This is a genomic window from Granulicatella sp. zg-ZJ, assembly GCF_010892355.1.
Taxonomy (GTDB): Bacteria; Bacillota; Bacilli; order Lactobacillales; family Aerococcaceae; genus WM01.
Genome location: NZ_WNJY01000027.1, coordinates 1 through 25,180, shown reverse-complemented (window position 1 = coordinate 25,180; position 25,180 = coordinate 1). Strand labels below are relative to the sequence as shown.

The following is a 25,180-nucleotide window of genomic DNA, read 5'->3' as shown; positions in this document are numbered from 1 at the left end:
TATTATAAAAAAGACATTTTAAAATTTTTAGAAGAGAAAAAGATATTTTCTGTGATTGGGTATAGACGTTTTCATCGCAATCCTGACCATAAGTTTTTTCGCTATGATTCATCTAGAGATTGTTTTACGGATACACGTACGGGAGAAATTTACACCTACAGAAACATTGATAGACAAGGATATAAGCAGTATCGTATAAGCGATAACAGTAATAAACGGATACTACGTCGAGCGATAGATGCTGATGTATACGATAGATGTCGTGAACGTCGATTATCTACGTTTGGGAAAGCACTATATAAACGACGGAAAGAAACGATTGAGCGTAGCTTTGCAGACTCTAAACAAAATCATGGGTATCGGTTTGCACAATATAGAGGAGTAGCCAAGATGCAGCAGTACACTTGGTTATCTTGTGCTGCCCAAAACATGAAAAAAATGGCAATCCTACTCACGAGAGATAGCCATTTTTTACAATATAGTTCTTTATTTATCATTTTTAAATGTAAAATCCAACGTATTTTTCAAAACTGGAAAAATACGTTGGATTTTTTATCGCTATTGTCAACAGTCTGAGGTAGTAAATAGCGTTTGCTATTTACTACCTTTTTTATTTAAAAACCATATTTTTTATGTATAAATATAATGACGTTTTGTATAAGTGGAAAAAGTAGAAATCTTTGGGGGAGTTGACAAAGAGCATCTCTCAAGTGATAATGGATACTATATTTAAAAATTGATTTTTATACAGGGAGATTATGGGTGTAAAATCAATAGCCAAAAGGAGATTCAGACGTGAAAAAACGAATAAAGCGAATGGTTCTAATCATGTGGAGTTTAGCACAGTTGTTTGGAAGTATGGCCTATTCAGTGAATGTAGCGCACTCTGATAACACAAATTGGTGGGGAAGTATACCGACACGATTTTTTGATTTTGGTAAGTTTGCATTTCCAATAAAACTGGAAAATCTTGAACAACGTTCAGAACTTATCAAAAAAGAAATTGTAAGGCATGAAGATGGGACATTTCGTATTATTTGGGAGTATAAAACGCACTTAACGGGTATAAAACAAGTGACGCAAGTCCAAAAATTAGAAACTTATTTTACGACAACAAAAGATTCAGGATTGGGGCAACCTGTTATTACCTCTATTCAAAAAGATGGTGTGGATATTACTGATACGGTTATACATACGACAACATCTGATTTATTAAATTCAACAGAAGAAGTCACAACGGATGTTAACAATGGTAATTATACATATATTATTGAAACGCCAGTCTTAGATATACGTGATAACTATGCTCTTGATTTTTATACGAATTTATCAGTACTTGTGAAAAAGGGTGTAGAAGTAACTTATAATGGTCAAAAAATAGTGTTAGAACAAGATAAACAGTTTGACTTACCTGCCTCTTCTAGAGTTTTTTTATCTGGTGATGATAAAGACTTATTAACGCTTAGACAAGATGCTCCTGTATCACACTCCTTATTAGAAAATAAACAGTTATTAGGAGGAGAGTATCTGTCAGAAACGTCTGTTCGATGGACATCTTCTTATTTTAATACAGAATCTGTACCGGTTACGACAACATTTAATATGACGCCTGATCACTCGCAAGAACCGGTTAGTATGAAAGTTTATTATTATAAACCCAGTCATGATGCACATGCATACGTTTTAGATAGAGTTGAAGAAGAAACGACGACGAATTTTACGGTATCGGACATACCGAGTGGTTGGATTGTTCAAACAGAAGTGATAACACATATTACAAATGAAAAAGAAGAGCATTGTATACCAAATGCAAGTTTGGAATCTTTAAAAACAGATTTATCTATTCGTAAAATTTGGGAAAATGAATCTAGACCCGTTGAAACGAGTTATGACATTCTTAAAAATAATAATCTTTTTGAACATGTAATCTTACCTCCCTCTGAAGCGGAATATGTTTTAGAAAATATTGATAAATTTGATGTAGATACATCAGGTAGACGTCATCGGCATCTTTATAAGGTGAATGAAAATGTACCTGATGGGTATTATCTTTCTTATTATGGTGTTGAAAATAATACATTGCACTATTATTTTGCCAATAAAGAAGAGAATCAAGAAACTCCGAATATAACAGAAACGGCATGCAATATGTATGGTGTGACGAAAGTACACGACTTAGAAATCGACTGGTTTACATCAAAAACTTGGACTGGTTGGGGTGGGAATTTGAGGTTTGATTTTAAAGTACCTGCACATGTTCATGCGGGAGATTCGTTTTCCGTGACTTTACCAGAAACTATCTTTTTTGGGCATACACCTGATGCATCTAAAGTGTATGAACGACTAGATATTGGTGACAAAAAAGGAGCCATTGAAATTTATCATGTAGCGGATAGAGAGTTTAAATTCGTTGTCACAGAAAATGGTGTTTCTCCTGTCGATTATTTGGGTTATTTTGAATTACAAGGAGCTCATGAAAATAAAGAAAATATTTCTTCTGTGAATGGGGGAAAACCGAAACAAGATAGAGAGTATTACTTTGGTGGTATTCAACCGACAACAACAGGGGATTTACGTCAAGGGAATGCGAATAAATGGGAAGGTCCATTAGTATTTGAGACGACAAATACTTTTTCTTCAACGTTATGCCATTCTCAATTAAAAAATAGAACGCTTGTTCACTATGATGATACAGTATCAGCCAATGTTTCTCCTCAAATTGGAAAAGGTATTGTTGAAGAGGGAGCTGATTATATTGTTTGGGAACTTGTGTTTAATTCGGCTGGTTGGAATAGAGATTCAAATCTACATAGACAAAACCAACGTCGTTTTTGGGAGGTATTAAATAAAGACATTCCCCTATACCATGGGAATGATGCGTCTAGTTTAGAAAAAGATGTACAAGTCTTTATAGCAGATTCTGCACCAGGTGGCTATGTGGGAAGTACAAAAAAAGCATTATTTCCTAATCGAGAACCTGATACACCGGAATTAGAAATTGAATTTGGTCCTGCTGCTAAGAGGGATTTATTAGGTAAAGGGAACCAAGATTTAACAGTCACAAGTTTTTATGATGATAACGGTCATGTACAAACGATAAAAAATAATTATCAAATTGCATTTTTTATAAAGAAAAATTTAGGGACAAAAGCTGTTGTAGCACGTGTTAAAACAAGAAAAATGCCAAATCCTCAATACAATATGTATTTAAATTCGGCGTATGCCGCCTTCCGTTCAGGAACAGCGGAACCCTATAAAATTATTGCTGCGTCAAAACCTGTAGATAAAGAGGGACATATTTTTTATCCAAATGTCTTTTCTTATTCGTTTAAAAAGGTTGAAGAAATAGACGGATATACACAACCGATGATAAATAAGACGGCTACATTTCTTTTATATGACGAAGAAATATTACCCTCTGGAGAAAAAAGAAAAAACACATTAGGAACATATACGTCAGATAAAACAAATGGACTGGTGACTTTTGACAATTTATATCCAAATATTCCCTATTTTTTTAAAGAAATAAAAGCACCAAATGGATTTGAAAGAGATGATACAGAACATGCATTAATGGTTGATGATCAAGGAAATACGACTGTTGATGGGCATACTTATACAAGTGAACATCTTCAAGAAATTATCAATAGACGTTCTCCAAATTCTAAAGACACAACATTGACAGTTGTCAAAAAAGATAGTTTAACCAATCAACTTTTATCTGGTGCTGTTTTTGAATTAGCCAATCAAACAGAGACATATCGTGTTAGACAAGGGGAGATGTTCTCGGCAAGCACTATGGTATTTACACATTTATCTCCTGGAGAATATACATTAACTGAGGTGACACAACCTACTGGCTACACTTTATTATCTAAACCAATTACTTTTACGGTACAAACTGATGGGACAATTCAACAAACAAGTGAACATAATGCTGTATATGCTAATTTAACCAATCATCAATTAAATCTTGAATTACATATAAAAAATAGTAAACAGCTTTATCATTTTGATGTTATAAAGAAAAATACACAAAATGAACATCAATTATTGCAAGGGGCAACATTTAGATTGTATAAGGAGGATCAAATTACACAAATTGGTATTGATAAAACGACCGATGAACAAGGACATGTGCAATTTCATTCATTAAAACCAGGTATGTATTATCTTCAAGAAGTCATTGCTCCAGTTGGTTATCAGTTAAACGATAAAAAATACCCTGTACTAATTGCAGAGGACGGTACGGCACATCTAAAAAAATCGGATAGTCACGTTTTTGAAAATCAAAGTGATACGCAAGGATTGACGATTATTGATAAAAATGATGAACAAACATATCACATAAAATTGATAAAAATAGATGCGGCGACGAATGCTTTATTACCAAATGCACGTTTTTCAATAAAACAAAGTGCGGATAAACAAGCTAGTGTTTATAATGGACAAATTGCTACGCTGACAACTGGAGAATTTGAATTTGATAATCAAAATAGGGGATTTGGTAAGGGAACTTACTATATTCATGAAGAAATTGCACCAAATGAGTATCAAATATTATCTGAAGCAATTCCAATAACACTTTCTGAAACGGGAAATATTATTGTATCTGAAAAATATAAAGATATTGTCCTTATTGATAAGAACGAACAGGAAAATATTGTGAATATTCGTATCAAAAATGTTAAAGTTGGCGAATTTCCAAAAACAGGTAGCTTTATTGGAACAGAAGTATTCTTATTAGTAGGCATTAGTTTAATGATGAGCTGTTTTTGGTTATATCATAAACAGAGAAAATAGTAAAATTGTGCTGATGAGTTTTTCTCATCAGCACAATTTTTGATAGGAGATACAACTAAAGTATGATTTCTTGGAAAACGCTTTAAAAAGCTGTTTTTTAGTAGTATAATCATGATAAGGAAAAAGGTGTGTAATGATGAAAAATATTAAATTAACAGTCGATAAAACGATACCTAAAGAAAGTTATTTTTATAGTATCTATGATGAAAATAAAAAGCAACGTATTAAGTGTTTGAAAAGCTTAAAAGATGAACAAGAGATTGCATTAGAGGACGATGTAGAGATAATTAGTATTCGCTCTTTTTATGGACGAAGTAATCGTATTCAAGTTCAAAAGGATATGCATTTGCATGTTTCAAAAGTGATGGGGTTGTATGCTATGTATGGACTTCTTGAAGGAGTATTTCTTTTATTCATGCAGTTATTTATAAAAGAATGGTGGATTTATGGTATTGCTTTTTTAGTGATGTTATTCACTATCTTGTTTATATACTGCCATTATTATTTATTAAAAAGAATAGATTAGGAGGAAGAAACGATGAACAAAGTGATTATTAAAAAAGATGATATGAGTTTTTGGTTAAGAGCACTATCTTGTCATGTTTATGACAGTGAAACAAAGAAAAAAATTGCGACCATTCATAAACGTCAAACAGAATTAGTATTCGAAACAAATGCAAATAGTGTTTATGTTGCATCGATATTAGGAAGAGGAAGAAAATGTTCTATTGAAAATGGAGATATACTCTTTTTATCATATCAGAATAGATTATTGTTTGTATTATTTGCTGCTATTTATGCTATTTATGTGATTTCAAAAAAATTCTCCAAAGGATATGGTATCCTGTTTATGTTATTTATATTAGTCATAAATTATTTTGAAAATTATGAATTAACTTATGCAGGTAATACTTACAAAACTGAAGAAAAAGACTCTATTTTAATTTCAACATCTAACCCTTATACAACTTTTAATATATATGGTAATAAAGAAAAAATTGGTGTTTTACTAGCCAATCATAATGTATTTTATATATCTGACATGGAAAGTGTCGTAATACATATTCGACATATTCTTTCTCGTTGTAGAGCTGTTCAGGCAATAAAAGGAGACGTGTTTATTTTACAACGCTCAGCATTATCTTATGTACCACTTACATTTATATTCTTATCATATATCAATCCATTATTTTTTATTGGCTTTTTATTATCATTGCCACTCGCCTTTTTATATGGGTTTAAACTATCTAAAGTGAAATAAAAAATTTTTTAAAAAGTAAAAAGGAGGTATATAAATGAGTACAATTACCGTTATAAAACAAAAAGTATTTGAATTAAATCATATATCATGCCATATTTATGATAATCAAACAGATACTAAAATTGCAACAATAGCACCACATGAATGTTCTAAAACGATTGAAACAGACGCAAAAGAGATTTATGTTAAGACGCTATTTGGTCGCTCGACAGCTACTCCTTTAGACCAAACAGATACACTTTTTATTTCACAAAAATATACAGTGGCGTGTTATTTTCTTGTTGCTGCGGGTATCCAGATTCGAGATTTAAGAGCAAATTGGTTTGTCATATTAGGCATTTTGGGAATTTGGTTTTTCTTTAGACAGATGATGTATATTATGACACCAATCCAACATGTGCAAACGACTGAAGAAAATGTACTTATATTCAAAGAATCACCAACAGTTAACTATACATTGACTCTAGATAATGGCGACAAATTATCTTACAAAGGAGATAAACCCCTACTTGTAACAGTCCCCACACAAACATTGCAAGTAACAAGTTGGCATGGATATTCTAAAAAAGTATTGGTGAATGCGTACGACAAACTAATAATTACGTCTGATAATACGTTTTATGGAAGGATAGTAATCATTTTAAGTATATTCAAAGTTCTGTTTGATTATTATTTCGGTCATATAGGAGATATAAAATACTCCGTATATATGGGAGTTTCTTTATTGTTATATTTGGTTTTATTATTTATACCACAGTTGTTCAAAGTATATCACATTGAAAAATTACCTGTGGAGGAAGTATACAATACATATCATCATGATTAGAGATGATTTAAATATAGTGTGCCACAAGATGATTAAATATTATCTTGTGGTATTTTTAGTAGGGGGTAAAGATGAATCAGGGTATCTCTAAACTGAATATCACATCGTGAATGTTTATTCAAAACAGTAGCTGCTATTTCTCGTATGAATGGTTTGTTTCACTATGGTAAGCAGGTAAATGCTTTCTTCTTTATAATGGGTTTACTCTCTCTTATTTTGGTTATTTATGCTATAATAAATATGAAAACTAGTAAACATAAATATGATGAAGGAAGAATGATATGACACAACAATATGAGTATCCAATAGACTATACATGGACGCAACAGGAAATGACAACGGTCATCACATTGTTTAATGCGGTGGAATCAGCGTACGAAAAAGGTGTTGATACACAGGTATTCTTAAAAGCGTATCAAGCATTTAAACAAGTTGTCCCTTCTAAAAGTGAGGAAAAGCAACTAGGTAACACTTTTGAAAAACGATCAGGCTATTCATTATATAAAGTATGGAAGAAAGCACAAGAAACACCTAAAAAGATATATATGGAGAAATGAAATGATAGAGCAATTACACCAAGAAATAAAGGCGTGGATAAAACAAGCTGGTGAAATGGCGAAAAAGGGTTTAGAGGACGGACTTACTGTTGATACAAAAACATCGGCATCAGATTTAGTCACAAATATAGATAAAGCCATTCAAGAATCTTTTATAGCGTATATTTATAAACATTATCCAACGCATCATATTTTAGGAGAAGAAGATGATACACATATTACGTCCATGAATGGATATGTGTGGATTATTGACCCCATTGACGGTACATTAAATTATGTGAAAGAAAAAGAAAATTATGGCATTACGATTTCTTTATACATCAATGGACAAGGAACGTTGGCATACATATATGATGTTGCTAAAAGTCATTTGTATCACATGATAGCAGGGCAAGGTGTGTACTGTAATGAAGAAAAATTACAACCCTTAGATTGTGGATTATTAAAAGATGCCGTGATTAGCATATCCTCAAGTGCGTTAGATATACCTGTTTATCAAGAGATAATGAAAAAGGCGTTATCAGTACGTGTGATAGGCTGTTCGTCCCAATCATTTATCCGCGTGATAACAGGGAAATATGGAGCATATATATCATGTGCTTTACCTTCTTGGGATTTTGCAGCAGGTGCTATGATGATTAAAGAACTTGGCGGTAAATGCACACAGCCAGCAGGAACAGATTTGAATATACTACAAAAAACACCAATTATTGCATCGTCAGGTACGATACATCAAGAACTAATAAATATGGTAAAAGGATGTTGATATGAAAATCGTACACGCTAAAGTGGAACAATTACCACAAATTTTAAACATCTATGCCTATGCAAGAGAACAAATGAAAAAATCGGGTAATCCAAATCAATGGAAAGATAATCGCCCACCGATTGATGCAATAAAAGAAGACATTCGACAAAAAAGATGTTTTTTGCTTGTTGAAAAAGATGTGATTTGTGGAGTATTTGCTTTTATGATTGAACCAGATATATACTATCGAGCTATTTATCATGGAAACTGGTTGAATGATGAGCCTTATGGTGTTATTCACCGTGTTGCCAGTAGTGGACAGCGAAAAGGTGTATTGAACGACATTTTAGATTACTGTGAAACACAAATTGATAATATTCGTATTGATACGCATGAAGATAACCGTATTATGCAACATTTATTAGAAAAAAGAGCGTATGTAAAATGTGGGATTATTTTTGTTGATGATCAAACACCTCGATTAGCCTATCAAAAAGTAATTGACAAAAAACATAATTAGTAACACAGAAATACTCAAATGTTTTTCTTGCTTTTCTCATCATAATTTGTTAGAATAACACTGTTGTATGCACACCAGCTACAACCGCACGATGTAGCGTTATAAAGACCGAAAGGCACGTACATTGGCGAGTCTAAGTGAACAATAAGGAGGTGCAAATATGTACGCAATTATCAAAACAGGTGGTAAACAAGTCAAAGTTGAAGTAGGTCAAGCAATTTACGTTGAAAAATTAAACGTAGAAGCTGGCGAAAAAGTTGTCTTTGATGAAGTTGTTTTCGTAGGTGGAGAAACAGTTAAAGTTGGTGCTCCATTCGTATCAGGAGCAACTGTTGAAGGAACTGTTGAAAAACAAGGACGTCAAAAGAAAGTTGTAACGTTTAAATACAAACGTAGAAAAGATACACACCGTAAACAAGGTCACCGTCAACCATATACAAAAGTTGTTATCAATGCAATTAACGCATAATAACAGGTGACAAGATGATTCAGATTATCTTTAAAAAGAACGAAAAAAACAAATGGGTATCGTTTGAAATAACGGGGCATGCACAATTTGCCGAACATGGAGAAGACATTGTCTGTGCGGCCGTATCAGCCTTAGCTATTACAACGTGCAATGGCATTGAACACATTGCTAAATATCAGCCGATTATTGATATAGAAGAAGAATTTGGTGGATATATGTATGTTGAAGTTTTGGATGATTTAACAAACGACCAACACTATATTACGCAAACTTTATTAGAAAATCTCTATTTAGGACTTTGCGAGATTAGTAAAGAATATCCTGATTTTGTTCAATTTCAATGATGAAAGAAACCAACGAGGAGGTGCAGCCAAATGTTGAAAATGAATTTACAATTATTCGCCCACAAAAAAGGTGGAGGTTCTACTTCTAACGGACGTGACTCACAAGCGAAACGTTTAGGTGCTAAACGTGCAGACGGTCAACACGTATTAGGTGGAGCAATTTTATATCGTCAACGTGGTACAAAAATTCATCCAGGTTTAAATGTAGGCCGTGGTGGAGATGATACACTATTTGCAAAAGTAGAAGGTATCGTACGTTTTGAGCGTTTAGGACGTGACAAAAAGCAAGTTTCTGTTTATCCAGTAGCTGCTAAATAATGAAATTAGAGGTTGAAGCGGTAACGTTTCAGCCTTTTTTTAAGGAAGGATGTGTTAATCATGACGGATAAAGATCATGTATTATCACTATATGATGTTCTTAATCAATCTGCACAATTATTATCTTCAGATTTAGAAACAGCTTATTTAGAAGGGCTAGCTGAAACATTACAAAATTTAGTGTTTGAACAAAAAGCTCAACAAGTAGATGGATTGCCAAGTCAAGAAACGATTCAAACATTAAATCAGTTATATCAATTGATTGATTTAAATGCATATACAAAAGAAGAAAAAAGAAAAGCCATTCAACTTGCTTTATTACAAGCTATTCAAAAGGATAATATTCAATCAAATCATCAAATAACACCGGATAGTATTGCATTTTTGATTGGGTATTTTATGAATACATTAAGCAAAAAGCCGATACGATTATTGGATATTACAGCTGGGACAGGAAATTTATTAAGTGCTTTATTAAATCATTTCGGAGATGAACATATTGAATCAACGGCTATTGAAGTTGATGAGTTATTAGTGAGTATTTTAGCTATGTCTATGCAACTTCAAGGACATGATACAAAAATTATGCATCAAGATAGCGTCCAACCTTTATTGGTAGATAAACCAAATATGATTGTCTCTGATTTACCTATTGGTTATTATCCACATGATGATATTGCTAAAATGTTTAAAGTAAGTGTGAGTAATGAACATACGTATGCACACCATGTGTTGATTGAACATGGTATGCAATTATTAGAAGAAAATGGTTGGGGAATTTTTATTGTACCAAGTAATGTTTTTGAAACACCACAAGGCCACCATTTGTTACAGTTATTAACGACCGATTATTATATGCAAGGCTTTTTACTTTTACCAGCAACCATGTTTAAACAATCTTCTGCTAGGAAAGCTATTTTACTTGTTCAAAAAAAGGGTGATACAGCGACAAAAGCAGATGAAGTACTTATCGGAGAAATTCCCCCTTTAAAACAAATTGAGAAAGTACAAGACTTCTTAAGTAAATTTGGAGAATGGGCGGAAGCGTTCGCAAAATAGTTTAAACATCTGCAAATTTGTGGTATAATATTTCAGAAAATTTAATGATATAAAGGAGAAAAAACATGTCAAAAACAATTGCAATCAATGCAGGTAGTTCAAGTTTGAAATTTCAATTATTTCAAATGCCTGAAGAAACAGTATTAGCAAAAGGTTTAGTAGAAAGAATTGGATTAAAAGACTCAATATTTACAGTAAGTTATGGAGATGGAGAAAAACATAAACTTGTTTTAGATATTCACAATCACGACCAAGCTGTTCAAATGTTATTAGATACATTATTAGAATTAAAAATTGTTGAAAAATATGAAGAAATTACAGGAGTTGGCCATCGTGTTGTTGCTGGTGGAGAAATCTTTAAAGATTCAGCTCTGATTGATGATAAAGTTATTGAACAAATTGAAAGTTTAACAGAATATGCACCATTACACCAACCAGCAGAAGTTGCCGGCATTCGTGCTTTCAAAAAATTATTACCACATATTACAAGCGTTGCGGTATTTGATACATCATTCCATACATCAATGCCTAAAAAAGCGTACTTGTATAGCTTGCCAATTGAATATTATGAAAAATATGGTGCTCGTCGTTATGGTGCACATGGAACAAGCCATAATTATGTATCAAGACGTGCAGCAGCAATGTTAGGTAAAGATATTAAAGATACAAAAATTATCACATGTCATTTAGGAAATGGCGGTTCTATTACAGCTGTTAACGGTGGAAAATCTGTTGATACATCAATGGGCTTCACACCATTAGCGGGTATTACAATGGGAACACGTGCAGGAGATTTTGACGCATCTCTTATCCCATTCTTAATGGAAAAAGAAGGTATGACAAGTGTTAATGAATTTATTGATGTAGCTAATAAAAAATCTGGTTTACTAGGTTTATCAACTGTATCAAGTGATATGCGTGATGTAGAAGCTGCAGCAGCAGAAGGTAATGAACATGCTAAAACAACATATGAAGTGTTTATTTACCGTATTCAAAAATACATTGGGGCTTATATTGCAGCTATGAATGGTGTTGATGCTATTGTCTTTACAGCCGGTATCGGAGAAAATTCAGCAGAAGTAAGACGTGATGTTATTGGTGGATTAACATGGTTTGGTTGTGATATCGATCCAGAAGCAAATGCATTACGTGGACAAGAAAAAGTTGTATCAACACCAAATGCGAAAGTAAAAGTACTTAATATTCCAACTGATGAAGAAGTGGAAATTGCCCGTGATGTAGAACGTTTAAAAAAATAATTTAAATAAGTTTAGATAAATGAGGGGATTTTCTATGATTACGAAAGATCAGTATAGGTTTATTCGCGAACATGTAGCGTTCAAAAATATTAGGCAAGAACAGTTTGATGAGTTATCTAAATTCATTCAATATCGTCGTATTCCAAAAGATCAAATTTTATTTTTTACTGGGGATACACGAGATAAGTTTTTTCTAATTTATTCAGGTTACGTACGAATAGAGCAGTATGATGCATCGGATAACTATTTATATGTAGATTTTGTAAAACCGGAAGCTTTGTTTCCCTATGGGGGAGTTTTTCAAGATGAAGAGTATCACTATACGGCAGTTGCAATTACGGATTTAGAATGTTTTTATATTCCTCGAGAGTTATTTGAAACATTTAGTTTAAAATCAACAGAACAAATGGCATTTTTATGTAGCAAGCTATCACAAATTTTAAGACTGCATGAATTGCGTTTGCGTAATATGATTAACTCTAGTGCAACAGATAGAGTGATACAATCATTGGCTGTTTTATTATTTGATGTGTGCGGCGAAGAAAGTGTTCTACCGTTTCCAATTACTATTTTAGAATTGGCAAAATTAAGTGGAACGACACGGGAAACTGTAAGCCAAGTCATGAAACGCCTGAAGCGAAAAAATATTATTACTTACTCTCATAAGCGTTTAACTTATATGAATCGAAATGTATTTTTAGAAAATTTATATTAGCAGTTAAAAAGAAGTGCTGAAAGGTACTTCTTTTTAATTTTATAATCTTTGGTGTTGGTGGCTTCCTTTCGGAAGCTACCAACACCTTTTTATTATGGATAGTATATATTGTGAATGATGAACTTTGTTTGAAAGATATTATGAACATTACACAAATGGCATCGATATTTTTCTTCGTCAATACTAGTATCAAAAAATTTTTTATGCACAAAAGTGACAAAACAAGAATATTTTATACAATTTCTTGCATAATTTTATTTTTGGAATAAATGATATTTAAGTAAAAAGTCAAATTTTATATTGAAAAATATTTATTCCGTAAAGAAATGATAATGTATAAACTTTCATATTTTTGTATACCTCTTGAATAAAACGGAAAAACGATTAAAAAATGAGAAATTCTTGGCAAATTATTTGAGAAATTATTCGAGAAAGCGCTATAAAAAAAGGCTATGATATGAGTGTGAAGTGGAGCATGGTTGAACCACAGAACAGATTTAATCAAATAGGAGGAGAAAACAATGACAAATGAAAGACCAATTCACGTATATTCAGAGATTGGAAAATTAAAAAAAGTTATGTTACATAGACCAGGTAAAGAATTGGAAAATTTGATGCCAGACTATTTAGAAAGATTACTTTTTGATGATATTCCATTTTTAGAAGATGCTCAAAAAGAACATGATGCATTTGCTGACGTTCTTCGCTCAGAAGGTGTCGAAGTTGTTTATTTAGAAGATTTAGCAGCTCAATCACTTACAACACCAGAAATTCGTGAGCAGTTTATTGATGAATATTTAAATGAAGCAAATATTAGAGGGGCAAAAACAAAAGAAGCAATTCGCGAATTATTATTGAATATTGAAGATAATAAAACTTTAGTGGAAAAAACAATGGCAGGAGTACAAAAAAGTGAATTACCAGAAATTAAAGATAAAGGTTTGACAGATTTAGTTGAATCTGATTATCCATTTGCGATTGATCCAATGCCAAACTTATATTTTACACGTGATCCATTTGCGACGATGGGACATGGGGTTTCTTTAAATCACATGTACTCAGAAACACGTAATCGTGAAACATTATATGCAAAATATATTTTCAAATATCATCCAGAATATAAAGATGCACAAGTACCACTTGTTTACAATCGTGAAGAAACAACACGTATCGAAGGTGGCGATGAATTAGTTTTATCAAAAGATGTATTAGCTGTAGGTATTTCTCAAAGAACAGATGCAGCATCTATTGAAAAATTGATGAAAAATGTATTTGATAATAATTTAGGATTTAAAAAAGTTTTAGCGTTTGAATTTGCAAATAATCGTAAATTCATGCATTTAGACACAGTGTTTACAATGATTGATTACGATAAATTTACTATTCATCCAGAAATTGAAGGAGATTTACGTGTCTTTTCTGTAACACCTGACGGACAAGGTGGATTACATATTGTTGAAGAGCATGACTCTTTAGAACATATTTTAGCAGTTAATCTAGGTGTTGAAAAAGTAACATTGATCCGTTGTGGTGCAGGTAATTTTGTAGCAGCAGGACGTGAACAATGGAATGATGGATCAAATACATTAACAATCGCTCCAGGTGTTGTTGTTGTATATGATCGCAATACAGTGACAAACCAAAAATTAGAAGAATATGGCATTCGTTTATTACGTATTCGTGGAAGTGAATTAGTTCGTGGTCGTGGGGGCCCTCGTTGCATGTCTATGCCATTAGTTCGTGAAGATATTTAATATAATAGAAGAAAGAGGTAGTATATAATGACACAAGTATTTCAAGGAAGAAGTTTTTTAAAAGAGAAAGATTTTACACGTGCTGAATTAGAGTATTTAATTGATTTTTCTGCACACGTTAAAGATTTGAAAAAACGTGGTGTACCACATAAATTTTTAGAAGGAAAAAATATTGCTCTATTATTTGAAAAAACATCTACACGTACACGTGCTGCTTTTACAACAGCTGCCATTGACTTAGGTGCACATCCTGAATATTTAGGTAAAAATGATATTCAATTAGGGAAAAAAGAATCAGTTGAAGATACAGCTAAAGTGTTAGGTCGTATGTTTGACGGTATTGAATTCCGTGGTTTTAGTCAAGAAGTAGTGGAAGATTTAGCAAAATATGCAGGTGTTCCAGTATGGAATGGTTTGACAGATGCATGGCATCCAACACAAATGATTGCCGACTATTTAACAGTTAAAGAAAACTTCGGTAAACTTGAAGGATTAACATTAGTTTATTGTGGAGATGGTCGTAACAATGTTGCCAATAGTTTATTGGTAACAGGTGCTCTTTTAGGTGTGAATATACATATTTTCTCACCAAAAGAATTATTCCCTGAGCAAGAAATCGTTACATTAGCACAAAAATACGCAACAGAAAGCGGAGCACATGTGTTAATTACGGATAATGCAGATGAAGCTGTAAAAGGCGCTGATGTATTATACACAGACGTATGGGTATCTATGGGAGAAGAAGATAAATTTGCAGAACGTGTTGCTTTATTACAACCATATCAAGTAAATATGGATTTAGTACGTAAAGCAAATAACGAAGATTTAATCATTTTACATTGCTTACCTGCATTCCATGATACAGAAACAGAATATGGTAAAAAAATTGCTGAAGAATTTGGTGTAAAAGAAATGGAAATTACAGATGAAGCATTTAGAAGTAAATATGCTCGTCAATTTGATCAAGCTGAAAACCGTATGCACTCAATCAAAGCAATTATGGCATTAACAGCAGGAAATTTATTTGTGAATAAAGTTTAATCTTTTATCGTAAATGGAACAAAATCGTTCTGGTTTTGAGTTTAAATCAGAACCAGAACGATTTTTTGATTAGGGAGGGATATAAAATGAGTAAAGAAAAACGATTCAAAATGCCGTCTTCTTATACAGTTTTAATGATTATTATTTCATTGATGGCTATTTTAACATGGTTTATTCCAGCAGGTCGTTATCAATCAGATGCTGACGGTAATGTAATGTCTGGTACATACGAAAAAGTAGAAAATACACCTCAAGGTGCTTATGATGTGTTAATGGCACCAGTAAATGCCATGCTAGGAAAAGATACTGTTGTCAATGAAGGAACAGATAAAGAATATACCATTCATACAGACGGAGCGATTAAAGTAGCGTTCTTTATTATTATGGTTGGTGCTTTTTTAGGTGTTGTAACAGAAACAGGAGCATTAGACGTAGGGATTGCCTCAATTGTTAAAAAATTCAAAGGACGAGAAAAATTACTTATTCCAATATTGATGTTTTTATTTGCTTTAGGCGGTACAACTTATGGTATGGGGGAAGAAACAATGGCGTTTTATCCTCTACTTATTCCAGTTATGTTAGCTGTTGGATTTGATACAATTACAGCCGTAGCAATTATTTTAGTGGGGTCACAAATAGGATGTTTAGCCTCAACAGTAAATCCGTTTGCAACAGGTGTTGCTTCTGATGCAGCTAATATTAGCGTGGCTGATGGTATTGTGTTACGTTTAATATTCTTCTTCGTTTTATTAGCGTTAGGTATCCTGTTCGTTTATCGTTATGCAAGTAAAATTGAAAAAGATCCAACAAAATCATATGTCTTTAAACAACGTGAAGATGATTTAGCATTCTTTAAAGTTGGAGAATCAGTAGAGCAACAATCATTAACAAAACGTCAAAAATATGTATTGGGCGTGTTTGTTGCGACATTTATTATTATGATACTAAGTTTGATTCCATGGACAAAATTCGGTATCAATTTATTCGTTGATATCAATAATGGTATTCAAAATATCCCAGGTGTTGGGCAAATATTTGGACATTCATTAGAATTAGGTGAATGGTATTTCCCAGAAGTAACGATGTTGTTTGTTTTCATGGGTGTTCTAGTCGGTATTGTATCTGGTATGGGAGAACAACGCTTTATTAAAGCTTTTATGAATGGAGCAGCTGATTTATTAAGTGTTGCTTTGATTTGTGCAGTAGCTCGTGGTATTCAAATTATTATGAATGACGGTCAAATTTCTGCGACAATCTTACATTCAGCAGAAGGATTTTTAAGTGGATTTTCTTCACAAGTCTTTATCGTGTTGACATATATTTTCTATTTACCAATGTCATTTTTAATTCCGTCATCTTCTGGATTAGCCGGAGCGACTATAGGTATCATGGCGCCTTTAGGCGAATTTGCCAAAGTTCCTGCTTCATTAGTGGTCACTGCTTTCCAATCTGCTAGTGGTGTGTTAAACTTATTAGCACCAACATCTGGAATTGTGATGGGAGCATTAGCAATAGGACGTATTGATTTAGGCACTTGGATAAAATTTATAAGTAAATTTATCGTCATTGTGGTCGTTGTTAGTATATTATTGTTAATATTGGGAACAATGATTTAAAGTAAAGGAGAAACAACATGAAAAACTTTGTGACAGAAACACATCAAAAAGCATGTATTGATGCGATTAAAACACTCGTAAGTTATCCATCTGTTTTAAACGAAGGAGAAAATGAAACACCATTTGGGCAAGCTATTCAGGATGTTTTAGAAAAAACATTAGACATTACGGCATCACTTGGTATGCGCACGTATATAGATCCAAAAGGTTATTATGGCTACGCTGAAATCGGACAAGGGCAAGAGTGCTTAGCTGTTTTATGTCACTTAGATGTTGTTCCTGCAGGTGATCTAAGTAAATGGCAGACAAATCCATTTGAAGCAGTTATCAACGGTGATACGATTTATGGACGAGGGGTTCAAGATGATAAAGGACCTTCTATGGCTGCTCTATTTGCTTTAAAAGCACTTATTGATGCAGGTGTTACGTTTACGAAACGTGTACGTTTCATTTTTGGGACAGATGAAGAAACATTGTGGCGTTGCTTGAATAGATATAACGAAAAAGAAGAGAGTGCCACAATGGGATTCGCTCCTGATTCATCTTTTCCGTTAACATTTGCTGAAAAAGGTCTATTACAAGTGAAATTACATGGAAAAGGTAGTCAAGACTTTAACTGTCACTTAGGAGAAGCTTTTAATGTGGTACCTGCAAAAGCATTGTATAGTGGAATATATTTACAAAGTGTCAAAGAAAAACTTGATGCATACGGCTATGAATATAGTCAAGATGATACAAGTATTACGGTACTTGGAGTATCGAAACATTCAAAAGATGCTCCAAAAGGTATCAATGCGATTATTCGCTTAGCTAAAGTATTGAATGATGAAATCTCTCATGATGCACTGGCATTTTTAACAGAAGCTATTGGAGAAGATGCCACAGGAAGTCAGTTATTTGGAGAAATTAAAGATGAACCAAGTGGTTCATTAACAGTTAATGTTGCTGGTTTAACAATTACACCAAAAAATTCAGAAATCAGAATTGATATGCGTATACCAGTTTTAGCCGATGTTGACTTTTTAGTAGAACGTTTAAAAGAAAAAGCGTCTATGTATCATTTAATATATGAGCAATATGATTTCTTAAATGCTTTATATGTACCGTTAGACAGTGTATTAGTCAAAACTTTAATGTCTGTTTACCAAGAAAAAACAGGTGATATGACACCAGCAAAATCATCTGGAGGTGCAACATTTGCACGTACTATGAAAAATTGTGTGGCATTTGGAGCTTCTTTCCCAACGACTGTTCAAACAGAACATCAAGAAAATGAGCGCACATTATTAACAGATATTTATCGCGCAATGGATATATACGCTGAAGCTATTTATCGTTTAGCGTGTCATGAATAAAGATATTAGGAGGCTATTATAATATGGGTAAAACAATTGTAGTTGCTTTAGGAGGCAATGCCATTTTATCAACGGATGCATCGGCAAAAGCACAACAAGAAGCACTAGTAAAAACATCTAAATATTTAGTAAGATTGATTGAAGAAGGTCATCGTTTAGTTATCACGCACGGAAATGGACCACAAGTTGGTAATTTATTGTTACAACAAGCTGCTGCACATTCTGAAAAAAATCCAGCACTGCCATTAGACACATGTGTTGGGATGACAGAAGGTAGCATTGGTTATTGGTTACAAAATGCAATGGGCAATATTTTAAAAGAAAAAAATATTAATCGTCCAGTTGTATCTGTTGTGACACAAGTTGTCGTAGATGAAAAAGATGAAGCATTTGTAAACTTAACAAAACCAATTGGACCATTTTTAACAGAAGAAGAAGCAAAAGTTGCAGCACAAGAAACAGGCGACACTTATAAAGAAGATTCAGGTCGTGGATACCGTAAAGTTGTTGCTTCTCCAAAACCTGTACGCATTCATGAAATTGAGGTCATCAAAAAATTAGTTAAAGATGATGTAATTGTTGTTGCTGTTGGTGGTGGAGGTATTCCAGTTGTGGAACGTGCAAATGGTCAATTAGAAGGTGTAGAAGCTGTTATTGATAAAGATTTTGCAAGCCAACGTTTAGCAGCAGATATTGAAGCTGATTTGTTTATTGTGTTAACAGGTGTAGATAATGTATACGTGAACTTTAATAAACCAGATCAACGTAAACTTGAAGAAGTGACATTAAATGAATTAGAAGAATATATTACTCAAAATCAATTTGCTCCAGGTAGTATGTTACCTAAAGTGGAAGCAACAATGTCTTTTGTAAAAAGCTTCCCTAAAGGAAAAGCGGTTATTTCTTCATTAGAAAATATTGAAGCAGTCGTATCTGGAACAGGTGGAACGGTAGTTGTTCCTGACTAATATACAAAAATCTTGATAAAGACATCGCAGATGTCTTTATCAAGATTTTATTTTTTACAATAGAACTATTGGATTGGTTACTCAAAAAAGTGAGGTGGAGCGTATTGTTTTAGACGATCGAAGCAAAGAAGAGCATGCTCATTGTCTTTGCAAATGATAAGGCATGTATCATCTCCACAAATTGTAGCAATCGCTTCGGGGAACATAATGCCATCTAAAATGGCACCAAAAGATTGTGCAACACCAGGCATCGTTTTAATGACAACTTGATGTTGAACTGGCAAAATATTGATAAGTGCGTCTTCCATATGGAAACGTAGACGCTCTTCCCATTTGATTTTTGTAAAGCTATGTATGACATATTGGGAATCTTCATCAGAAGAAATTTTTACTAAGTTTAAATCTTTAATATCACGGGATAGAGTTGCTTGTGTTACTTTAATACCGTGATCACGTAAAGCTTGTTGTAATTCTACTTGTGTACTGATTCTGTTTTCTAATACAAGCGAACGAATAAGTTGATGTCGAATTTCTTTTTTGTTCATAATCATACACTCCAAATCCAATAATGTAGTTCTAATTTTTTATTTAAAAAAACAAGGGCAAACGCCCTTGAAAGACATCCGGTGATGCCGTTTGATATATTTCTTTGTCTTGAACCTGCTTAAAAACAGGTGGGCTCCAAAGTAAATGTTATTTAACTACCAAGTGAAAGGGCTTGTTATCACATGTATCTAAAGGATCCCTAAATCAATAAAAATATGTAAGGTCAACACATTAGAAATATGACGTACATCTCAGAAATCTATGCTCTTATTATAGCAAAAAATAACAAAAAATCAACCTTTTTCTGTAAATGCTTACAGAAAAATGAGAGTGTCTGATGCATTTTCCGTTGACAATATAAAAAGAATGGCATAAGATGAAAGACGACTTTGACGTTATAAATGAAGTATACACAAAAAGAATGTACATGAAGAGAATTGAGGAGGATATATGGCATACAAAAATCTTGTTATAGTAGAATCCCCAGCAAAAGCGAAAACAATCGAAAAATATTTAGGTAAACAATACAAAGTAGTGGCAAGTAAAGGTCATTTAAGAGATTTACCTAAAAGTAAGATGGGTGTCGATATTGACAACAATTATGAGCCATACTATATTTCGATTCGTGGTAAGGGAGATTTAATTAAAGAATTAAAAAAATATGCGGATAAGGCAGAGAAGGTTTACTTAGCATCTGACCCGGATAGAGAGGGAGAGGCTATTGCGTGGCATTTATCTTATTTATTAGGGTTAAATCCAAAAGATAATATTCGTGTTGTGTTTAATGAGATTACAAAAGATGCTGTTAAATTAGCATTTAAAGATCCTAGACCGATTGATATGAGTTTAGTCGATGCACAACAAGCAAGACGTGTCTTAGATAGACTTGTTGGATACACGATTTCACCAATCCTTTGGAAGAAAGTGAAAAAAGGATTAAGTGCAGGACGTGTCCAATCTGTTGCTCTAAAACTAATCATTGATAGAGAAAAAGATATTCAAGAGTTTGTGCCAAAAGAGTATTGGCAAATTGTTGGAGCATTTATAAAAGATAAAAAAGTATTTTCAGCGCAATTTTATGGTGTAAATGGTAAAAAAGTAGAGTTGAAAACAAAAGAAGATGTAGAAGATATTCAAAAGAAACTAACAAGTAGAGATTATCAAGTAACGGATGTTGTGAAAAAAGAAAGAAAAAGACAGCCTGCGTTACCATTCACAACGAGTAGTTTACAGCAAGAGGCTGTGCGCAAATTAAATTTTAGAACTGGACGAACAATGGCGATAGCACAACAACTTTATGAGGGAGTGTCTATTGGTCGTACTGGGACAGTAGGGTTGATTACATATATGCGTACTGACTCTACACGTATTTCTGATGTTGCCAAAACAGAGGCGATTGATTTTATTACTCAAACCCACGGGCAAGCATATGTAGGGAAAGCGACGTCTAAAAATAGTAAAGCAGCTCAAGATGCTCACGAAGCAATTCGTCCAACCAGTGTTTTTCGTACACCGGAGAGTTTGGAAAAATATTTAACAAAAGAACAATTTAAATTATATGCGCTAATTTGGGCAAGATTTGTGGCTAGTCAAATGTCACAAGCTGTGTATGACACCGTCCAAGCAACGTTAATGCAAAACCAAGTGCAATTTAAAGCGAATGGATCTGTTGTGAAGTTTCCAGGTTTTTTAAAAGTGTATGAAGAATCATCTGATGATAAAAAATCAGAGAAACAACTCACATTACCAGAATTAGTTGTTGGAGATGTGGTGCTAAGCAAAGATATTGAACCGACGCAACATTTTACACAACCACCTGCACGTTATTCAGAAGCAACACTAATTAAAGTATTAGAAGAAAATGGTGTGGGACGCCCATCAACATATGCACCAACTTTAGATACCATTCAACGTCGCTATTATGTAAAACTTGTGTCAAAACGTTTTGAACCTACTGAATTAGGTGGTATTGTCAATACATTGATAACGACATTTTTCCCTAATATTGTTGATGTCCATTTTACAGCAGAAATGGAAGCGGATTTAGATGATATTGAAGAAGGAAAACGTGTGTGGCAAGAGGTTATAGATTTATTCTATAAACCATTTAGTCTTTATTTAGAAAAAGCCGAAACAGATATTGAAAAAATTGATATTAAAGATGAACCCGCTGGGTTTGACTGCCCAGAATGTAGTAGTCCAATGGTGATTAAAATCGGAAAATTTGGGAAGTTCTATGCGTGTAGTAATTTTCCAGATTGTCGATATACACAAGCTATCGTTAAAAAAATTGATGTGTCGTGTCCACAATGTCAAAAAGGTGAAATACTGGAACGAAAATCAAAGAAAAATAAAATTTTTTATGGATGCTCATGTTATCCAGAATGTGATTTTGTATCGTGGGATAAACCAGTTGGTAGAAATTGTCCGAAAGACAACGCCTATCTCATTGAGAAAAAAGTACGTGGTGGTAAACAAATTGTATGTAGTCATTGTGACTATAAAGAAGAAGTACAAAAATAAGCATACTCCGACAGATGTATCTGTCGGGGTATTTGTATGTAGAAAAATGCAATCTTTTGATACGGTAGCATAAGTATGATATAATTTTTTATATTTAGATTGGAGTGATATCATGGCAGAACAAGTAAAAAGACATGAAATAGAAGAAGCGTTAACGTGGGATTTAACCCTTATTTTTAAATCAGATGAAGAACAAGAAAAAGAAGTTGCTGCACTAGAACAGGACTTAGATGCAATTAAAGCATTAAAAGGTACATTAGGCAGCAGCGCAGAGTCATTATTGAATGCTTTGCAGACGGTTGAAAAATTTGAGCGTCGTATTGAAGTAGCATATATTTATGCACATTTAAAAGCAGACCAAGATACAGCTAATGGTAAGTATCAAGCAATGTTTGCTAAAACATACGGTGTATATGTAAAATTTGCTGAAGCAACAGCACCTTTTACACCAGAACTTCTAGAAATACCAGAAGAAACATTAGAAAGCTACTTTGGTTCAAATAGTACATTGGCAACGTATCGTCATTTCTTTGAACGTTTAACAAGTAAACGTGCGTATACATTATCTGAAAAAGAAGAAGCGTTACTTGCAGGTTCTTCAGAAGTGATGGAAGCATCAGGAGATATTGCAGCACAACTGATGAATGCCGATTTGAAACATGGTGAAGTAACAACAGAAGACGGCACAAAACAACGCTTAACAAATGGATTATATGCACAATTATTAGAATCAAATAATCGTGCTTTACGTCAAGAAGCGTATAATATGATGTTCACAACATTTGGTAGTGTAAAAAATACATTGGCTTCAACATTAAGCACAACGGTTAAAGGACATAATTATAATGCACGTATTCGTGGCTATAAATCAGCACGTCAAGAAGCATTATCAAGTAATTTTGTTCCTGAGGAAGTGTATGACACATTAGTGAAAGTCGTTAATGATAAATTACCGATTTTCCAAAGATATTTAAATTTACGTAAAAAAGTATTAGGTTTAGAAACATTAAATATGTATGATGTGTATACACCACTAGTAGAAGATGTTGACGTAAAATATACAATTGAACAAGCGAAAGAAACAACATTAAAAGCATTAGCACCATTAGGCGAAGAATATCTTTCTGTATTAGAACGTGCTTTTGATGAAAGATGGATTGACTGGATTGAAAATGAGGGCAAACGTACAGGTGCTTATTCTTCAGGTTCATATGACACAGCACCATATATTTTAATGAACTGGCGTGATTCTATCGACCAACTTTATACATTAGTCCATGAGTTAGGTCATAGCATGCATAGTTATTTTACACACCAAGCACAAAATCATACATACGGAAAATATCCAATTTTCTTAGCAGAGATTGCATCAACGACAAATGAAAACTTATTGACAGAATATTTGTTAAAAACAGAAACAGACCCACGTGTACGTCAATATGTAATCAATCATTATTTAGACGGTGTGAAAGGAACTGTTTTCCGTCAAACTCAATTTGCTGAGTTTGAGCATTTCATGCACGAACAAGATGCAGCAGGTGTACCTTTAACACATGAATTTTTAACACAAGCTTATGCTGAACTAAATGCTAAATATTATGCAGTCGTTGAACAAGATGACAAAATTGCATTAGAATGGGCAAGAATCCCACATTTTTATTACAATTATTATGTATTCCAATACGCAACAGGATTTTCTGCTGCATCAGCTTTAGCGGCACGTATTTTAACAGGTAATCAAGAATACATTGATCAATACTTCTACTTCTTAAAAGCAGGAGAAAGTGCGTATCCAATTGATGTTATGAAACACGCAGGCGTTGATATGACACAATCAACATATATTGAAGAAGCACTTGCTGTTTTTGAACAACGTTTAGAAGAATTAGAACAATTATTAGGTTAATCAAAACGGTTATTCATTGAATATAGAAATTAAAAACCTCGCAAAGAGATTATCTCTTTGCGAGGTTTTTAATTTCAGATTGTTGACAATAACGATAAAAAATCCAACATATTTTTTAAAGATTGAAAAATATGTTGGATTTTGAATTTTAAAATACTAAATGAAGAATAATATCTCAAAAAATGGCTATCTCTCGTGAGTAGGATTGCCATTTTTTTCATGTTTTGGGCAGCACAAGATAACCAAGTGTACTGCTGCATCTTGGCTACTCCTCTATATTGTGCAAACCGATACCCATGATTTTGTTTAGAGTCTGCAAAGCTACGCTCAATCGTTTCTTTCCGTCGTTTATATAGTGCTTTCCCAAACGTAGATAATCGACGTTCACGACATCTATCGTATACATCAGCATCTATCGCTCGACGTAGTATCCGTTTATTACTGTTATCGCTTATACGATACTGCTTATATCCTTGTCTATCAATGTTTCTGTAGGTGTAAATTTCTCCCGTACGTGTATCCGTAAAACAATCTCTAGATGAATCATATCGAAAAAACTTATGGTCAGGATTGCGATGAAAACGTCTATACC

At 33.4% G+C, this 25,180-nt stretch carries 23 protein-coding genes, 1 other RNA gene and 1 other annotated feature; of the genes, 21 read left to right on the top strand and 3 right to left on the bottom strand.

The features are described 5' to 3' along the window. The 19 genes from GMA11_RS07695 to arcC all read left to right on the top strand — a co-directional run. Window positions 1-576, top strand: a 576-nt coding sequence (locus GMA11_RS07695; RefSeq protein ID WP_205422862.1) for a transposase, incomplete at its 5' end; no start/stop codon positions are given. Window positions 577-795: 219 nt separating this feature from the next. Then, window positions 796-4,803, top strand: a complete 4,008-nt coding sequence (locus GMA11_RS09525) for a SpaA isopeptide-forming pilin-related protein (protein ID WP_163546588.1) — start codon at window positions 796-798, stop codon at window positions 4,801-4,803. Between the two features lie 136 nt (window positions 4,804-4,939). Then, window positions 4,940-5,329, top strand: a complete 390-nt coding sequence (locus GMA11_RS07685; protein WP_163546587.1) for a hypothetical protein — start codon at window positions 4,940-4,942, stop codon at window positions 5,327-5,329. A 12-nt stretch (window positions 5,330-5,341) separates the two neighbouring features. Beyond that, window positions 5,342-6,064, top strand: coding sequence for a hypothetical protein (locus GMA11_RS07680; RefSeq protein ID WP_163546586.1), 723 nt, complete (start codon window positions 5,342-5,344; stop codon window positions 6,062-6,064). Between the two features lie 34 nt (window positions 6,065-6,098). Continuing rightward, window positions 6,099-6,890, top strand: coding sequence for a hypothetical protein (locus GMA11_RS07675; RefSeq protein WP_163546585.1), 792 nt, complete (start codon window positions 6,099-6,101; stop codon window positions 6,888-6,890). Between the two features lie 281 nt (window positions 6,891-7,171). Continuing rightward, on the top strand, window positions 7,172-7,447 hold the full coding sequence (locus GMA11_RS07670) for a UPF0223 family protein (protein ID WP_163546584.1): 276 nt from the start codon (window positions 7,172-7,174) through the stop codon (window positions 7,445-7,447). Window position 7,448: 1 nt separating this feature from the next. Beyond that, window positions 7,449-8,213, top strand: coding sequence for an inositol monophosphatase family protein (locus tag GMA11_RS07665; protein ID WP_163546583.1), 765 nt, complete (start codon window positions 7,449-7,451; stop codon window positions 8,211-8,213). Window position 8,214: 1 nt separating this feature from the next. Next, window positions 8,215-8,715, top strand: a complete 501-nt coding sequence (locus tag GMA11_RS07660; protein WP_163546582.1) for an N-acetyltransferase — start codon at window positions 8,215-8,217, stop codon at window positions 8,713-8,715. 72 nt (window positions 8,716-8,787) lie between these two features. Continuing rightward, window positions 8,788-8,860 (top strand) — a sequence feature (ribosomal protein L21 leader region). A gap of 15 nt (window positions 8,861-8,875) precedes the next feature. Further along, the gene (gene rplU, locus GMA11_RS07655) at window positions 8,876-9,184 is read left to right on the top strand and encodes a 50S ribosomal protein L21 (RefSeq protein ID WP_163546581.1); all 309 of its coding nucleotides are present in this window, start codon (window positions 8,876-8,878) and stop codon (window positions 9,182-9,184) included. A 14-nt stretch (window positions 9,185-9,198) separates the two neighbouring features. Continuing rightward, a complete protein-coding gene (locus tag GMA11_RS07650; RefSeq protein WP_163546580.1) occupies window positions 9,199-9,528 on the top strand; it encodes a ribosomal-processing cysteine protease Prp in 330 nt (109 codons plus the stop codon). A 30-nt stretch (window positions 9,529-9,558) separates the two neighbouring features. Next, the gene (gene rpmA, locus GMA11_RS07645) at window positions 9,559-9,846 is read left to right on the top strand and encodes a 50S ribosomal protein L27 (RefSeq protein ID WP_163546579.1); all 288 of its coding nucleotides are present in this window, start codon (window positions 9,559-9,561) and stop codon (window positions 9,844-9,846) included. 60 nt (window positions 9,847-9,906) lie between these two features. After that, a complete protein-coding gene (locus GMA11_RS07640) occupies window positions 9,907-10,905 on the top strand; it encodes a class I SAM-dependent methyltransferase (protein WP_163546578.1) in 999 nt (332 codons plus the stop codon). A 65-nt stretch (window positions 10,906-10,970) separates the two neighbouring features. Then, window positions 10,971-12,164, top strand: a complete 1,194-nt coding sequence (locus GMA11_RS07635) for an acetate/propionate family kinase (RefSeq protein ID WP_163546577.1) — start codon at window positions 10,971-10,973, stop codon at window positions 12,162-12,164. Window positions 12,165-12,198: 34 nt separating this feature from the next. After that, window positions 12,199-12,879 carry a Crp/Fnr family transcriptional regulator gene (locus tag GMA11_RS07630; protein ID WP_163546576.1) on the top strand — a complete coding sequence of 227 codons (681 nt, stop codon included), beginning with the start codon at window positions 12,199-12,201 and terminating at the stop codon, window positions 12,877-12,879. A 521-nt stretch (window positions 12,880-13,400) separates the two neighbouring features. Further along, window positions 13,401-14,633, top strand: coding sequence for an arginine deiminase (gene arcA, locus GMA11_RS07625; RefSeq protein ID WP_163546575.1), 1,233 nt, complete (start codon window positions 13,401-13,403; stop codon window positions 14,631-14,633). Window positions 14,634-14,660: 27 nt separating this feature from the next. Then, complete coding sequence (gene argF, locus GMA11_RS07620) at window positions 14,661-15,674, top strand: ornithine carbamoyltransferase (RefSeq protein WP_163546574.1); 1,014 nt, start codon at window positions 14,661-14,663, stop codon at window positions 15,672-15,674. A gap of 86 nt (window positions 15,675-15,760) precedes the next feature. Further along, window positions 15,761-17,290 (top strand): YfcC family protein, encoded by a 1,530-nt coding sequence (locus GMA11_RS07615; RefSeq protein ID WP_163546573.1) that lies wholly within the window; start codon window positions 15,761-15,763, stop codon window positions 17,288-17,290. Between the two features lie 17 nt (window positions 17,291-17,307). Beyond that, a complete protein-coding gene (locus tag GMA11_RS07610) occupies window positions 17,308-18,645 on the top strand; it encodes a dipeptidase (RefSeq protein ID WP_163546572.1) in 1,338 nt (445 codons plus the stop codon). A gap of 23 nt (window positions 18,646-18,668) precedes the next feature. After that, window positions 18,669-19,613, top strand: coding sequence for a carbamate kinase (gene arcC / locus GMA11_RS07605; RefSeq protein WP_163546571.1), 945 nt, complete (start codon window positions 18,669-18,671; stop codon window positions 19,611-19,613). Between the two features lie 77 nt (window positions 19,614-19,690). Here the strand turns inward: arcC and GMA11_RS07600 are convergent, their stop codons facing one another. Continuing rightward, complete coding sequence (locus GMA11_RS07600) at window positions 19,691-20,158, bottom strand: arginine repressor (protein ID WP_163546570.1); 468 nt, start codon at window positions 20,156-20,158, stop codon at window positions 19,691-19,693. A gap of 71 nt (window positions 20,159-20,229) precedes the next feature. Then, window positions 20,230-20,420: non-coding RNA, 6S RNA (gene ssrS / locus GMA11_RS07595), on the bottom strand. Window positions 20,421-20,609: 189 nt separating this feature from the next. Here ssrS and topA point away from each other — a divergent pair. Continuing rightward, a complete protein-coding gene (gene topA, locus GMA11_RS07590) occupies window positions 20,610-22,682 on the top strand; it encodes a type I DNA topoisomerase (protein WP_163546569.1) in 2,073 nt (690 codons plus the stop codon). Between the two features lie 112 nt (window positions 22,683-22,794). Continuing rightward, complete coding sequence (gene pepF / locus GMA11_RS07585) at window positions 22,795-24,588, top strand: oligoendopeptidase F (protein ID WP_163546568.1); 1,794 nt, start codon at window positions 22,795-22,797, stop codon at window positions 24,586-24,588. A gap of 74 nt (window positions 24,589-24,662) precedes the next feature. Here pepF and GMA11_RS07580 read toward each other — a convergent pair. After that, window positions 24,663-25,180: transposase (locus GMA11_RS07580; RefSeq protein WP_205422918.1), on the bottom strand; the 518-nt coding region annotated here is incomplete at its 5' end.

What these genes read in the sequence shown, in the direction of transcription:
- GMA11_RS07685 (WP_163546587.1), top strand. Translation starts at nt 4,940, where the DNA reads ATGAAAAATATTAAATTAACAGTCGATAAAACGATACCTAAAGAAAGT.
- GMA11_RS07680 (WP_163546586.1), top strand. Translation starts at nt 5,342, where the DNA reads ATGAACAAAGTGATTATTAAAAAAGATGATATGAGTTTTTGGTTAAGA.
- GMA11_RS07675 (WP_163546585.1), top strand. Translation starts at nt 6,099, where the DNA reads ATGAGTACAATTACCGTTATAAAACAAAAAGTATTTGAATTAAATCAT.
- GMA11_RS07670 (WP_163546584.1), top strand. Translation starts at nt 7,172, where the DNA reads ATGACACAACAATATGAGTATCCAATAGACTATACATGGACGCAACAG.
- GMA11_RS07665 (WP_163546583.1), top strand. Translation starts at nt 7,449, where the DNA reads ATGATAGAGCAATTACACCAAGAAATAAAGGCGTGGATAAAACAAGCT.
- GMA11_RS07660 (WP_163546582.1), top strand. Translation starts at nt 8,215, where the DNA reads ATGAAAATCGTACACGCTAAAGTGGAACAATTACCACAAATTTTAAAC.
- rplU (WP_163546581.1), top strand. Translation starts at nt 8,876, where the DNA reads ATGTACGCAATTATCAAAACAGGTGGTAAACAAGTCAAAGTTGAAGTA.
- GMA11_RS07650 (WP_163546580.1), top strand. Translation starts at nt 9,199, where the DNA reads ATGATTCAGATTATCTTTAAAAAGAACGAAAAAAACAAATGGGTATCG.
- rpmA (WP_163546579.1), top strand. Translation starts at nt 9,559, where the DNA reads ATGTTGAAAATGAATTTACAATTATTCGCCCACAAAAAAGGTGGAGGT.
- GMA11_RS07640 (WP_163546578.1), top strand. Translation starts at nt 9,907, where the DNA reads ATGACGGATAAAGATCATGTATTATCACTATATGATGTTCTTAATCAA.
- GMA11_RS07635 (WP_163546577.1), top strand. Translation starts at nt 10,971, where the DNA reads ATGTCAAAAACAATTGCAATCAATGCAGGTAGTTCAAGTTTGAAATTT.
- GMA11_RS07630 (WP_163546576.1), top strand. Translation starts at nt 12,199, where the DNA reads ATGATTACGAAAGATCAGTATAGGTTTATTCGCGAACATGTAGCGTTC.
- arcA (WP_163546575.1), top strand. Translation starts at nt 13,401, where the DNA reads ATGACAAATGAAAGACCAATTCACGTATATTCAGAGATTGGAAAATTA.
- argF (WP_163546574.1), top strand. Translation starts at nt 14,661, where the DNA reads ATGACACAAGTATTTCAAGGAAGAAGTTTTTTAAAAGAGAAAGATTTT.
- GMA11_RS07615 (WP_163546573.1), top strand. Translation starts at nt 15,761, where the DNA reads ATGAGTAAAGAAAAACGATTCAAAATGCCGTCTTCTTATACAGTTTTA.
- GMA11_RS07610 (WP_163546572.1), top strand. Translation starts at nt 17,308, where the DNA reads ATGAAAAACTTTGTGACAGAAACACATCAAAAAGCATGTATTGATGCG.
- arcC (WP_163546571.1), top strand. Translation starts at nt 18,669, where the DNA reads ATGGGTAAAACAATTGTAGTTGCTTTAGGAGGCAATGCCATTTTATCA.
- GMA11_RS07600 (WP_163546570.1), bottom strand. Translation starts at nt 20,158, where the DNA reads ATGAACAAAAAAGAAATTCGACATCAACTTATTCGTTCGCTTGTATTA.
- topA (WP_163546569.1), top strand. Translation starts at nt 20,610, where the DNA reads ATGGCATACAAAAATCTTGTTATAGTAGAATCCCCAGCAAAAGCGAAA.
- pepF (WP_163546568.1), top strand. Translation starts at nt 22,795, where the DNA reads ATGGCAGAACAAGTAAAAAGACATGAAATAGAAGAAGCGTTAACGTGG.